We start from the raw sequence: 13,387 nt of genomic DNA, 5'->3' as shown, positions 1-13,387 counted from the left end.
GTGAGTGAGAACCAACAGTCCAAAAGCTCGGACGAAAAGGCCATATCTCCTAGACCAAAGCGTTCCCGGAGAAAACTGCGTCGCCGAGCCATAGTGCTTGGTATCTGGACCGCCACCCTAGCTATCGTCGTTTTGGGTGTCGCCTCTTGGGTTGGCTTGAAAGCCGCAGACGTAAAGTCCGAGTTACAAGCTGCGACCGCGCTACTGCCCAGTCTCAAGAAGGAGCTAGCAGGAAACGATGCGGTAGCCGCAACTGCAACCGTTGAATCGTTGGTGGAGCACACGCAAGCCGCTCGTGACGCTGCGAACGACCCAGTCTGGAAGGCAACGGCTCTCTTGCCTTGGGTAGGACCCAATCTTCAAGCCGCTGCCGAGGTAGCAATTTCCGCCGATGATGTGGCGCGCCTGGGAGCAGCACCCCTTGTGAGGGCATTTCAGTCACTGGACTGGAAATCTTTAGCTCCGTCAGCGGAGGGAATGGACCTCGCCCCGCTTCAGACGGCGGGACCGAAAGTTCAATCGGCAGCTCACGCGGTGAGGGAATCCTCACGACGGCTGAACAACATCGAGACAGAAAATCTTCTTCCCCAGGTCTCCGAACCATTAATCGACGCTAGAGATCAGCTTTCAGCGCTCCAAAAAGACCTCGACTCGGCAGCGGACGCGGCGAGGATTGCACCGGTTCTGCTTGGGGCAGAGTCTCCAAAGCGCTACCTACTCCTTGTGCAGAACAACGCCGAGTCCCGGGCAACCGGAGGGATCCCAGGGGCTCTTGCCGTCCTTCATGTAGACAAGGGCCATCTAAAGCTCGAGTCGCAGACGAGCGCTACTGCGCTCGGATCGTTCGTACCGCCAGTGCAAATAGATGCCGAACAGCAGGCCATCTATACTCCCCGGGTTGGCCGATTCATGCAGGATGTGAATCTCACGCCTGACTTCCCCACGACGGCTAAGACAGCGCGAACAATGTGGGAGAAGAATTCAGGCGAACAGTTGGACGGAGTCTTGTCGCTCGATCCTGTCGCGCTGAGCTTCATTCTTGAGGCAACTGGCCCCGTCGAGATCACTGACCCGATCGTGCAGCAGATCGGATCCAGCTTGCCTTCTCAACTGAACAGCAAGAACGTCGTGCAAACCCTTTTGTCGGATGCGTACGCAAAGATCGAGGAACCCAAACTCCAAGACGTTTACTTCGCTGCCGCAGCAAAAGAGATTTTCGGTGCCCTATCGTCGGGAAAGACAGATCCAAAGCAACTCATGGATGCCCTGTCCAAGGGTGTTGAGGAACATCGGATTCTGCTGTGGTCGAATTCAACAGCAGAACAGGAGACCTTGGGACGTTACCCGCTGGGTGGAATGATCTCAGGTCCTGCCATCTCGCCAGCCCAATTCGGTATCTACTTCAATGACGGCACCGGGGCCAAAATGGATTACTGGATGAAGCGAACTGTGCAGGTCGTTAAAGACTGCACACGCGATGGCTACCGCGAGGTGGCCGTGAAGGTGACGAGCACAAATACTGCCCCGACCGATGCAGCGACCTCGCTCCCCACCTACGTAACGGGCGACGGCGCATTCGGTGTTCCTGCCGGCGCGGTGCAAACGAATGTCGTGGCCTACGGCCCCGTACAAGCAAATATTGACACAGTTGTCAGAGACGGTGTCAAAATCCCCTTTGCCGCACAGCAGCATAGTCAGCGAGGCGTGGGCTCAACCACAATCAGGCTCGGGCCGGGTGAAAGCACAACTTTGGAGTTCAACTTTGGACACATCGTTCAGCACTCAGAGCCTGAAATAGCAGTCACACCCACAACTCAGCGTGTCAAGGATGTGGTTCTGACTGCGCGGGCTTCCGCATGTGAATAGCGAAAGACACTCGCGTTAATCCTTTGTAACGGCAATGGATTTTCTTTGCTGCTCGCAACCATAAATGGTAAGTTCTATCTGGGCAGCACATGAGATTTCTCTTACGGTCTCGTAGGGTCTCGGAAATCTCCAAACACCACGTCGTACCACTTAAGGTCTCAGGGGGGACACACATGAGGAAATCTCTTGCAGCACTCACGCTCGCAGGTTCCATTGCACTTCTCGGCGCAGTACCGGCCGTAGCCAACAACGCCAACTACCCGGCACCTAACACCAGCGTTGCCGTTTCCGATGCCTCCGTGGCACCGGGTGAAGCATTTGTCTTTAGCGGCACGGGCTTCACACCGGGTGAAGGCATCACCATCACGGTAACTCCGACGGGTACTCCGGCAGCCAGCGGCAGCGTTTCCGCTGGTAGCCTTTCCGTTGCCGCACGCATTCCGTTGGCACCGTCCACACTGAGTGCTGTTGCTGACGGGAACGGTGCTTTCTCCGCACCAATCGTTATCAACGAGCCTGGCGCTTACGCCATCACGGCGACAGGTAACTCCTCCGGGGTAACCGTCGGCCCAGTAACGGTGGTTGTTGGTGGCGCTGCCCTCTCAAACACGGGCGCTACCACCGGAACAGGGACTAACCTGGCAAACACTGGTGGCGTACCGCTTGCAAACACTGGCGCTGACTCCAGCCTCATTCTGTGGTCCCTCGTGGGCGCAGGTGCGTTGGCAGCTGGTACGGCTTCGGTCGTAGTGGCTCGCCGTCGCGCAAAGGGCACCGAGGCTTCAGCATAATTTCTGCCTAAACCACTTGAGGGTGGATTGCCAACAGCACCCTGTTGGCAATCCACCCTCTTGTTTTGGAGCGTTTCCTCAAAGACAAGACCTGTGGTATTCATGAGGACTATGGGGAGACATTGGAGAAGACGTGGGTGGCGTGCTGATCTACAACTTCCTCGCCTCCAAATACCACCCTTGCCGCAGGATTTCCTTCAATACCTCTCGCTATGCTTGCTGGCTGCTGCTGCGATAGGTGTTAGTACCTTCGCTCTCCTACGAACTTCCTAAGGCAGGCTTGAAAAAACCACTCCCCTGGCGCATACTTTTGGCCTCTTACCTACTTGGGCTAGCAATCATTGGCTTTTGGCCGACTCCCGTGGACAAGCCTATTTACGGAGGACTTGCTGCAGCACTGCGCTACCTACATGGAGTTGGCGTTCCGAGGTGGTTTGATTACCACTTCGTTGAGGCCGCGGCCAACGTGGCCATGTTCATTCCATTCGGATTCCTTGCACGGATGGCTTGGCCAGCAAATGCATGGTGGCACGTAGTAGGTTGGGGATTGTTGGCATCCACGTGCCTGGAGCTGGGACAGTCATTGTTTCTCACGGCCCGCTTTTCGAGTCTCTTGGATGTTGTCACAAACACCTTCGGCGCTGTCGTGGGCGTAGCAGGCGCCAGCTTGGTTCTTCGAAGGGCACACCAGGAAGCTGCTGAAGTGGCGCCCTGATTTGAGTCCCCTCTTATTCTGGTTGTAATTGACAAAGACCATTCAGGCCTGGTTGAAGGGTCGCTCGACTTCTCCACGCAATCGTCACCGGCCCTAGCATCGTGACACGGGTTGGCTTCAAGGTCATCGTGGTTGCAGGGTTGCTCCATCGCGTAGGGAGATAGAGCGGTCTCTCATTGCACTGTGATGTGGCGCCAGCACAGCGTGAGGCGCCTTCGGTCTCAGCGACAATTACTCAGCGGACGTCAAAGCAAAGAAATTATCCTTCCCAGTATTGCCAGGTACTCAACCAGCTGCCTAAGCAACAGACATGTGCTGACCGCACCAAAGCCCTTGCCCAAGCTTGGTGCGGGCAGCTTCCACCCATGTGGGATCAACGAAGCAGTGCTGGCAGCTTTAGCCCACGTCAAATAACAGCTCAAGCAGATTAGCGGAGTAGTGCCTACTGCACTCTCGGATGGGGGAACATGCCGAATTACCTAATTAATGAAGGACTCGAAAGCGAAGAGGTTATCATCGCCGCGAGGGCAGCCGAGGGGAATATTCAGTGGTGGTTCTACGACGACTGCAATCGTACACAGGAGACGCGCGGTTGCAGCGTCACGTTCAAACGATCCGGGAAGTCACCAGGATTAAGACACTTGTCGAGCAAATTCAATAGGCAGCAGGCTCTATTGCCAGCGCGGTCGTGCGAGTGAGCGACACCAGACGTCACAAGGCCGGGCATTCATGCTTGTGACGAGTCCGGGTCGAGTGCCGACGATAGACTGATCATTGCACACTCTTTAAACGCTGGGGGAACCTTGAGCGGTAACTACCTTTTTTGGCCTACCATGACGCTGACTATCGGATTTCTAGCATGGCTGGGTGGCACGAAGCTCCGCCGGGGTGCGTTGCTTAGCCCGTACTCTCTTATGCTGCTGATCCTAGTTTCGATTTTCGGCGTTCGTCCGCTTCTTATGCCTGACGAGCCGAAGTCCTTCGGCTTCTATGGGATTGATATAAGCCTCGGATTTGGGGACGCCGCATTCCTCGGCTTCGTTGGCACGATAAGTTTCATTGTCGGAGCCCTGTCCTGGGGACTACTTGTAGCGCGGAAACAGGAACCACTAACCATGACTGACCTGACACCAGTCCAATCATGGGCTCCACGACGGTCGGTATTCATCGCGTGGTCTCTCAGCATAGGTTGGCTTCTCCTCATGATTGTGATTGGCGGTGGAGTCGGCTTCCTAGCCCAACTTTTTGGGGGCCGGTCAGAGGCAGTCATCTCCAAACTTGAGAACGTACCGGCTTTTGTTGGAGCGCTGCCGGCCATTGGTTGTCTCGTTATTGCAACGGTCCGATTCCGCTATGAACGTCTACAGCCCTACAGCAGATCGCAGAACATCGGGTACTGGCTCGTTGCTATCGGATCGATCGTCCCGCCCTCGGCGTTGGGGACGCGACGCTACTTGATCCCCTGTGTCATCATCGCCCTCATGGGGACGCTATCAAACCACTGGCAGAAGCGAATAAAACCGTCCTGGATAGTCGTCGGCGTTGTTGCGTTTGTTGCGCTCGCTATCCTGCCGTTTGTTCGCAGTGCTGGTTCCAGGACAGCCCGCGGTGAGGCTGACCTCGTCGGGGCAATGGGCGCCTACTTCCAAGATGTCGGGCTTCGGGGAACGCTTAACAACTTCTTCCTGTCATACGACACTGAAATGTTCAATTATGTTGCGTACATGACTCAGACGATGGGCAAAACGATCCCATTCGGCATGGGTCGGGGCACAATCGGCGAGCTCATCACTATGCCGCTTCCGGCTGCTATTACACCCTTTCAGCGCTGGGCCGACTACCTTCTTACGCAGTCTTTCGGAGCCAACTGCGGCTACCAAAGTGCCTGCCCCGTACCGAGCATAGTGGGAATCTTATTCTCCGACTTAGCCTTGCCCGGGCTTGTCGTTGGAATGGTAATTCTTGGAATCATGGCCGCTCGTTTTGAACGTCATCTAATGGCCTCTGATGGAACGATGACAGGGGTCCTATTGCTGACGGCTGGCTTCGCCGTTGCGTTCGCCAGGGGAAACTCCCTGGCGCAGGTGTGGATTGCAGTGCAATGCTTCATCGTCTGGTGGGTCGTGCAACGATTATTCCTGCACTCATCCAAAGAGAAGGCCAACGAGTCACAACGCCACCGACCAGCCTCGGGTCTGATGGAGGAAAGAAACTCATTAAAGCTGCCCGTCGACGCGGCTGGGCGTAAAACCCAGCTTCAGTGAGCGCCTACGGATCCTCCCTGGCTACAAAATCGCTCCTTGTTGCTGAATTCCAGGCTCCGAGGGGCACCAGAATGACGTGGCTGGGGTCAGGACCCAGGGCACGGTGGATCATAGTCCCTTAAGATCTGGACGGAGTCGGAGGCACCACGCTCTGATGTAACTGGACCCCGGATGTCATGATTGCCGCGCACGGTCCTGCCATGTGCTCTACGCTCGCGCGGGGCCGTACAATTAGCTCAAAATCGTAACTTCATCATGGGGGATTCTTGTGGTTTCTAGCTCTCGCGAACGCAAACGTGGCAGCGCCAAGGCAAAAATTGTGTTGGCTCTATTTACGCTTGCCATCGTGGGCGGCGGTTCCCTGCTCGCCGTCAAGTTTGCTGATAACGAGGCCAATCTTGAGAACAACCGCTCTGAAGCCGCAGCTTTCACGCCGGCTCCTATAGCAGCGCCAGCAGATGCCATTCCCCCTCACCTAAGCGGTGTTAGCGATGCACTCAAGAATCCGAACAATCATTACGTTATCGGAGTCCTCGGTGACTCAACAGGAAATGGTCCCGACGAGTGGGTCGGAAAGATTTCTCAGGGGCTGGCAACTGAGGCAAACCGGCGAGTGGAGTTTTTCAATTACAACCCACAGGTTAGTCGCTACGCAGAAAAGCGCATCTATGGCCCGGACACTGTGCCCGTTGAGATCTACAACGTGGGCATTCCTGGCGCCACTGCAGAAGCTATTACGACTCGATTCGAGGGGCTTTTTCCTAAGGATCCGTCTCTGATCATTGTGTCAATTGGACACAACCAGCTTCCGGCCAACGTATCGCCCGATATGGAACGCTTCACGAGAGCTATCGAGGGTAAATGGCCTGACGCCCAAGTACTACTGGTTGGGCAGAACCCTGCTACGGGCGTGCGCTACGAGCGTCAACGAATGACTGTGAGCACTATGATGACTTGGTCCCGCACTTGGGGTTATCCAAGCGTCAGCGTCTTTGAGGCAATCTACAGGACGCCAGATTTCGAGTCCCTCTATGTAGATCTTCTCCACGTTAATGACGCAGGATCTGCCATCTGGGCTGGCGTTGTCCAGCGGTATCTGCTGGACAACGCTTAGCGCTTGGGCACGCAACGGTATCAGTGGCGGCCGCCGTCCGGACCACAAAAAACACGCACCCTTTACCGTTGCTACCCACAATTAGTATTTTTCAGGCTGACGATTGGCTTTCTGACAATCGTAGCCGTGCTGGTCTAGAGCCCTGTCGGAGTTATGCGCGGACCCCAGTTGCACGGGGTCGTGCCCGGCGTAACGGCCCTCAAGACCATACTCGGAGGATTCCACCGATGCTGGTGGAATGCCGCACCGGACCGTCGGATCGAACGAATAGGCTCAGGAGGGGTTTGCCTGAAAGTACACCTCCCGGCCACTGGAACAGCGTCGGGCCACTAAGCCCGCCCGCCTCCTTTTCTATGGAACCCATCCGCGATCTGCCCTGCTACGAGTGAGGGCGGGATTACTCGCTCGGGAGGGGGACTCAAAGGTGCCGACAGTTAGGCTCTCGGCCCAGCAGTGCAACTCGAGCCAGTCTGGAACCTTTGGTTCTACGCCACCACAAAGGCAGCAGCCACAGATCGTTCGGGAAACCTGCGCCCAGTGAACCTTCTAAGTTGATCACGCTGTGCCCAACTCGGTCTCCCAAGGACGCGAGCACCATTGTCAGCTGAGATGAAACCCAAAGCTATAGGAAACACAAGGTACCGCCTCTGCCTCCGGAAAGCAGCACGACTAAAACCGGCGAATGTACGACGTTACCAATGACAACCCGACCGCCTCCCACCATCCAGCCGCCCCTGGGTTCCGTCGGTCTGCTGAGAAGGGGTCAACCCAGTTCTGCCGACGTGTCAGGTGGTGTTGTCGGTTTTTGGAAGGATGTCATGGTCGTAGAGAACAACACCGATCCCTTCGTCACTCCAGGGATGAGTGAGATCCCGTAAATTTCGACGATAAATGGCGGCCCTGTGGTAGCTGCAACTTAGCGCATCGCACAGCCAAACGTTCCCCAAAGTTACGGTTGTTTAGACAGCTCTTCGAGAAAACTCGTCAGATCCTCTGCAACTCGCTCCGGACACTCCCAGAGCACCAGGTGCCCGCTCCCTTCGTAGATCTTCAATCGTGCGCCCTTGATGCGGCTCGCCAGGCGTTCTTGATGCTGTCGCGGCACCAGGTGATCGTGGGCACCCCAGAGCATGAGGGTTGGGACTTAAATGTCACCGGTTTCCGTCGGAGGAACGGCCTCGTAGAAACCCCGCAGTGAAGCCTTCCAAATTGAGGCCGGCATCGAGAGACCGTCCTGTACTCGGTCCTCAATGTAGGAGGTCGGCACGGCGTGCAGCATTCGGTACCAGGCCAAGGACTCGCGCATCCAGCTTTCCGAGATCGGATCCGTGAGCTGCTCGACTTCCGATGCAAACGCTGGCTTTCCGTGGAGAGTCAGCGGTGCGCCGACCAACGTCAGAGATGCAACAAGATCCGGATGAGTGACGGCGAGTTGCTGTGCAACGTATCCCCCGCTGGACGAGCCCACGACATGGGCGCGTTTGATGCCCAATGCATCCAGTAGGGCAACGACGTCCTCGGCGACTTCGGAAAGTGCGTAGCCGCTTTCCGGTTTGTCCGCCTCACCATGACCTCGGAGATCAGGCGCCACAATCACCGACGTCGGAAGCAAGGCAATGACGCGATCAAAACTCCGCCAGGATTCACCCCACGCGTGCAATAGCAACAGTGGCGCGTCGCCGTCGTCGGCTGTTTGCTCAAGGTTCCCTTGCACGAAACAGGGCACGCTGATCCCGGTGTTTAAAGAGACGGTCCTGACCTCGGACTCCATGGCCCCAGCGTACGCTCGCCCCGCCGCTGGCAGGAAGGTATGAGCTACCCCCGCCCCGCCTCCCACTTCCTCAACCCGTCGGCGATTTCCCCCGCGTGCGTGTGGTGGAGGTAATGCTCGCCGGGAAGGGGCACCACGGTGCCGTTGCTGACGTTCGCGGCCTGGCGGTGGTGCAGCTCGAGCCATTCCGGGTTTTGCTTGTTCTCCGCCACCACGAACAGCAGCAGCGGCAGCTCCTTCGGGAAGCCCGTGCCCAGCGCATTCTCGAAGTTGCTCTTGATGTGGCCCATCTCGTTCAGGTACGTGGGTGAGAGGGAGTTCCGGTTGCTGAGCATCTGCATCTGCTCACGGGCATGGTCAGTGTAACCAGAGAGGTCGCTGGCGGCGGAAAGAGCAGAAATGAACCGGAGCAGGCCGAGGTTCTTCATTGTGGACATCAGTCCCGTGGGGAACTCGGTGTCCATGCCGGGCTGTCCGGGGACGGACGTATCGATGCCCACGAATGCCGTGACTTCCCCCGGGTAGCGGTTGGCGTATTCGATCCCGTAGAGGCCGGCGATGGAGTGACCCATCAGCGTGTAGCGGTCAACGTCCAGAGCCTCGAGTGCGCCGTGAACCTCTTGCACGATGTTCTCGGTGGTCCGTTCCCTGTCCGTGCCATCGCTGAGGCCGTAGCCGAACGGCTCCACCACAATCACCCGATGGTCCGTGGCTAGGTCCTTGACCAGCGGCCCGAAGTCCAAGACGGGCGACGACGTACCAAACCCTGGAAGAAGCACCACGTTCTCCGGCCCTGCCCCGGTGACCAGGACGTTCATCTCGCCACCGTCCACCGCAACCCTCTGCCCGTAGGACTCGATCCGGCTGCTCTCCCCCTCACTCGCCACCACATTCACCACAGTGGTGGTGGCCAAGCCAACCGCCAACACGGCAGCAACCGCAGCGACCCCAACGAGCAACTTCCTCACAGACCTCTTCAACCGCGCCTCTCCCAGAGCACACCGTGCGCCCCCGGTATCCAGCCTCGCCCGTAACGGCGCCGTGCGCGTCACCCCCAGGTGTTCACTTGAGTACTCCTTTGGCGGTACACGCAGATCGTCCTCGGGATGAATCAATCCGCCTCTGGCTTACCAACCAACCTGAACCGGGCCAAGTACTTCAGTATTGTCTCGGCTCCCGAGCTGGCTGAAACGGTTCTGTCCCCAAGCCCATACGGGACCATCAACAGTGCGCGCGAATGCGGAACCGCCGTTGAAGTCGATGCTCTGTACTGGAGGCAAACCAGCGATTGCCTTAGGCAGGATTGTCGGGTCGGATGAATCATATGGCGTGGTTGTACCGTCGCCCAGCTGACCGGACGAGTTGCCGCCCCACGCCCAGACTGCCCCGGCCGCAGTGATCGCAAAAGTGGTTGCCCCGTAAGGGGAATATGCGAGTTCACGAACACCTGAGAGCCCTGCCGTTAGAACCGGGACCGACGAATCGCCTGCGACGCCGTTGCCCAATTGGCCATCCCCATTCGAACCCCATGACCACACAGTGCCATCGGATTTAAGTGCGTGGCCTGCACCGCCGCCCCCAAGCCATGACGTACTCGCAGCAATGGTCTTAACGTTGGTCAGGCCTTGGACTTGCACGGGTGTAGGCGTGTAGTCCTGGGTCCCATTCCCAAGTTCTCCGCGATACCCATAGCCCCATGCCCAAACGGTGCCATCGTCCTGCAAAGCAAACACGATGTTGTCGTCGATCATAGCCAGCGAGTTGACCCCCGCTAGCTTCGTCACCTGAACCGCGTTGGGCGAGTAGGACATGTTCATCCCCATGTTATCCACCAGGACTGTCCCGACACCGGCGCTGTGGTTGTCGCCCCAAGCCCAAACGCTTCCGTCAGTTTTCAAGGCGTAGACCGTTCCGCGGGGAACCGAAATGCTTTGGACTCCTGAAAGGCCTTTTACCTGCACAGGCGTTGTGCTCGGTGCTGTTGTGCCGTTACCCAGCTGACCGTAACCATTTGCACCCCACGCCCACACAGTGCCATCGGTTTTCGTGGCGTACACGGTGCTGCCCACTCCGGATGGAGGAAGGGCCGTGGTGATGCTCTTTACCCCGCTGAGGTTGGGAACCCGCACTGGGGTTATCGCATCTTCGGTGGTGCCGTCAGCGAACAACCCCTCTTTGTTGCTGCCCCAAGCCCAGACTGAGCCATCGTTCTTCACAGCGAAGACGGTGGTTGAGGTGCCGCCCCTGTTCACCGTGACACTCTGAACATCGGTCAGACCAGGAATCTGGAATGGAGCCGAGACGACTGCGGTGTTTGTAGCCAGAGTGGACAAGCCCAGTCTCTGTTCGTAGTTCAAACCCCAAGCCCAGACGCGCCCGTCCTTCCCAACAGCAAAGACAGAGCTGCTTCCTGTAGTCACGGACTTTATGTTCGCAAGAGGCGAGGGAGAAACCCCGAAGAGGGTGTCAACCGTCTTTTTGACTCCTTTGGCATCCGTTACCGTGACTTTCAAAGTCGAGGTTCCTGCCGCAGACGGTGTCCCGCTGAGCTGCCCGATGGACGTGTTGAGAGTGAGGCCTGCCGGGACCGCCCCCGAGATGGAGAACGTGTATGGATACGTCCCTCCCGAAGCCGATAGGGAGCCATAGTATGGCTCCCCCACGCCAGCCCAGGGCCACCTTGAACCAAGCTCCAAAGGAGTTGTTTGTGGCGGGTTCTTCATCTCGTCGTACCGGTACATGAAGGCCGCCATGGCATCCCTGGCCACAGGCGATAGTGCCCTATAGGTCTTGGAGCCATCGGCTTCCGTCCAACCTGTGGTGATGCCGGTGGACGCCAACCAGGTGATCTCCTTGTAGAACTGCGCTGTGGGAGGAACATCGGCGAACGGAGACACCGTGGGAGCTGTGAAAACAGGAGATCCCGCCAGCCTGTGCATGAAAGCTGCCATCGCATCCCGGTTCACCGGCTGCAGAGGGCGGTAGGTCTTGGAGCCATCTGCCTCAACCCATCCCGTCGAGATTCCCTGGGCTGCCAGCCAGGTGATCTCCTTGTAGAACTGCGCTGTGGGAGGAACATCGGCAAACGGGGAAATCCCTGGAGCCGTGAAAGCCGGGGACCCCGCCAACCGGTACATGAAAGCTGCCATCGCATCCCGATTAACGGACAGGAGCGGCTGGTACAGACGTGTGCCGTCTGCCTGGGCCCACCCTGTAGAAATACCTTTCGAGCCCATCCACTGAATTTCTTTGAAGAACTGAGCCGTTGTTGGAACGTCAGTGAACTGCTGCGCCGAACCACTCGCTGCAGCGGGTGCTACATCCTCCTGTTCAAAGAACACGGAAGCAGGCGCTGTTGCCGAGGCTGGCCCCTGCATCAACCCCGTCACAAAACAGGTTGCGACAACGGTTGCCGCCAAACGACGCGATTTCTTAGATCCCATGCCCGAGCCTCTGTCTTCCGGAGGGAGCTACAGATGCACCCCCAAATGCAAACGATGGGGAAAACCTAGCATGGGGCTGTCCGTCTGATTCTGTGAGGGCCGGAACTTACGAAACATTTCCCGCAAGTTCAAGTTTTGAACCATATCCGGCTCACCGGTGATCAGCCTTCCCGCCGGGGTTCTCCATTGGAAGAGTGTTCGTAGTTTGCGGGGCCATGAGTCCGGGCATGGGCCAGCAGGGCGCTGGCCGACCATCGCATCGAGGCAGCGGCTTCTGCGCGGCTTAGACCGCCAATATCGGTCAGCCACACCAGCGACTCGATGCCAATGGCACCTCGGATGGATAAGACCAGCCGGTGGATCTCGCTATCGGTCAGGGTCCCTTGCAGCGGCGACAGGGCTTCGGTGATCCAGGCAATGGCTCTTCCCTGGCGGAGGGGAAGACCGTTGTCTCCGTTACCGGAGCCCTCCAGCGAAAGCCTCAACATAGTGCGCTGTTGGGATTCGGTCTCGACGATGATTCTGATGAACTCGGAGACCACGGCGTCGAGCCGTTCGGCCACATCTTCCGGTGCCGGCGTGGGCAAGAGTGATGTCCGGCCGGTTTCGGGGTGGGCGGCAGCCAGTAGTTCCCGCTGCCCTGGAAAATACCGATAAGCAGTACTCCGCGCAATCCCGGCGGCCTGCGCGGCGTCGTCCACCGTAGGCGAAATTCCTGATGAGACGAGGGTTCGGGCAGCATCAACGAGGGCATCCATTGTTCGCCGCTTCTGACCCGTCCGTCCAACCTCCACATAGCCCCTTGACATGTCTTTCATGGTACACGAGTCTTGTTATGGGACATGCGTCTCATAAGTCTTCCACTACGCATCGAGGCGAACATTATGGAGACGAACAGGACCACATCAGCTATCGTCAGGCTGCCAGGCGAAGGCGCACGACGCTGGTTCTTCGGTGGAGGAATACACACGTGGAAGGCCACCGAGGATGAGACCGGTGGCGCTTTCCTTCTCTTTGAAGATGAGATGGCCCTGAACAAGGTCACTCCTCTTCACAGCCATCCTGAATCTGACGAAACCATGTACGTCCTGGCGGGAGAAATCCTGATGCACATGGACGGAACGGAGCACCGGGTACCGGCAGGCGGGGTGGCGATTGCACTACGAGGAGTTCCTCACGCGTTCAAAGTCCTTCAGGATGGAACCCGCGTCCTGTGTCTTCATACTCCGGGGAGCGCTCAGGCCTTTTACGACGGCGCCAGTGAGCCGCTCGGGCCCGACGGCGAGGGAGGCGATGTCGATTTCGACCGGATCCGCGACTCGGGCAAGGTCAACGGCGGTATCCAGATCATGGGACCTCCGCCGTTTACCGATTACGAGAGCTGAAACGACGGAAGGGCAGGGTGGCCAAGCCTCCTGACACC

Annotated in this window: 11 protein-coding genes; 6 read left to right on the top strand and 5 right to left on the bottom strand. The window is 57.8% G+C overall.

The genetic code is table 11. The annotated features are described in order from the left end of the window. The 5 genes from BACI9J_RS04510 (at position 1) to BACI9J_RS04490 (ending at position 6,750) form a co-directional block, all read left to right on the top strand. On the top strand, positions 1–1,866 hold the full coding sequence (locus BACI9J_RS04510) for a DUF4012 domain-containing protein (protein ID WP_159733357.1): 1,866 nt from the start codon (positions 1–3) through the stop codon (positions 1,864–1,866). Positions 1,867–2,039: 173 nt separating this feature from the next. Further along, positions 2,040–2,657: an LPXTG cell wall anchor domain-containing protein gene (locus tag BACI9J_RS04505; RefSeq protein WP_159733356.1), complete on the top strand. Its 618-nt coding sequence runs from the start codon at positions 2,040–2,042 to the stop codon at positions 2,655–2,657. Between the two features lie 361 nt (positions 2,658–3,018). Beyond that, positions 3,019–3,372 (top strand): VanZ family protein, encoded by a 354-nt coding sequence (locus BACI9J_RS04500; protein WP_236558430.1) that lies wholly within the window; start codon positions 3,019–3,021, stop codon positions 3,370–3,372. Positions 3,373–4,205: 833 nt separating this feature from the next. Further along, positions 4,206–5,636: a hypothetical protein gene (locus BACI9J_RS04495; RefSeq protein WP_159733354.1), complete on the top strand. Its 1,431-nt coding sequence runs from the start codon at positions 4,206–4,208 to the stop codon at positions 5,634–5,636. A gap of 268 nt (positions 5,637–5,904) precedes the next feature. Continuing rightward, entirely contained in the window at positions 5,905–6,750 is an 846-nt protein-coding gene (locus BACI9J_RS04490; protein WP_159733353.1) for an SGNH/GDSL hydrolase family protein, read from the top strand. 949 nt (positions 6,751–7,699) lie between these two features. Here the strand turns inward: BACI9J_RS04490 and BACI9J_RS24270 are convergent. From BACI9J_RS24270 to BACI9J_RS04470, 5 genes are all read right to left on the bottom strand, one after another. After that, positions 7,700–7,882 (bottom strand): alpha/beta fold hydrolase, encoded by a 183-nt coding sequence (locus BACI9J_RS24270; RefSeq protein WP_236558428.1) that lies wholly within the window; start codon positions 7,880–7,882, stop codon positions 7,700–7,702. 12 nt (positions 7,883–7,894) lie between these two features. Then, positions 7,895–8,521 (bottom strand): alpha/beta fold hydrolase, encoded by a 627-nt coding sequence (locus BACI9J_RS04485; RefSeq protein ID WP_236558426.1) that lies wholly within the window; start codon positions 8,519–8,521, stop codon positions 7,895–7,897. Positions 8,522–8,565: 44 nt separating this feature from the next. Then, positions 8,566–9,489, bottom strand: coding sequence for an alpha/beta hydrolase (locus tag BACI9J_RS04480; RefSeq protein WP_236558418.1), 924 nt, complete (start codon positions 9,487–9,489; stop codon positions 8,566–8,568). A 159-nt stretch (positions 9,490–9,648) separates the two neighbouring features. Then, positions 9,649–11,862 (bottom strand): putative Ig domain-containing protein, encoded by a 2,214-nt coding sequence (locus BACI9J_RS04475; protein ID WP_442858632.1) that lies wholly within the window; start codon positions 11,860–11,862, stop codon positions 9,649–9,651. Positions 11,863–12,125: 263 nt separating this feature from the next. Continuing rightward, the gene (locus BACI9J_RS04470) at positions 12,126–12,782 is read right to left on the bottom strand and encodes a TetR/AcrR family transcriptional regulator (RefSeq protein WP_159733350.1); all 657 of its coding nucleotides are present in this window, start codon (positions 12,780–12,782) and stop codon (positions 12,126–12,128) included. 66 nt (positions 12,783–12,848) lie between these two features. Here BACI9J_RS04470 and BACI9J_RS04465 point away from each other — a divergent pair, with 66 nt between their 5' ends. Next, on the top strand, positions 12,849–13,349 hold the full coding sequence (locus tag BACI9J_RS04465) for a cupin domain-containing protein (RefSeq protein WP_159733349.1): 501 nt from the start codon (positions 12,849–12,851) through the stop codon (positions 13,347–13,349). Positions 13,350–13,387 lie beyond the last annotated feature (38 nt).

Origin of the sequence: Arthrobacter sp. 9V, from assembly GCF_902506065.1 — a bacterium.
In the GTDB taxonomy this organism is placed as follows: Bacteria; Actinomycetota; Actinomycetes; order Actinomycetales; family Micrococcaceae; genus Arthrobacter.
Note: the sequence above shows the minus strand (reverse complement) of the source record. Positions and strands in the feature narration are given on the sequence as shown.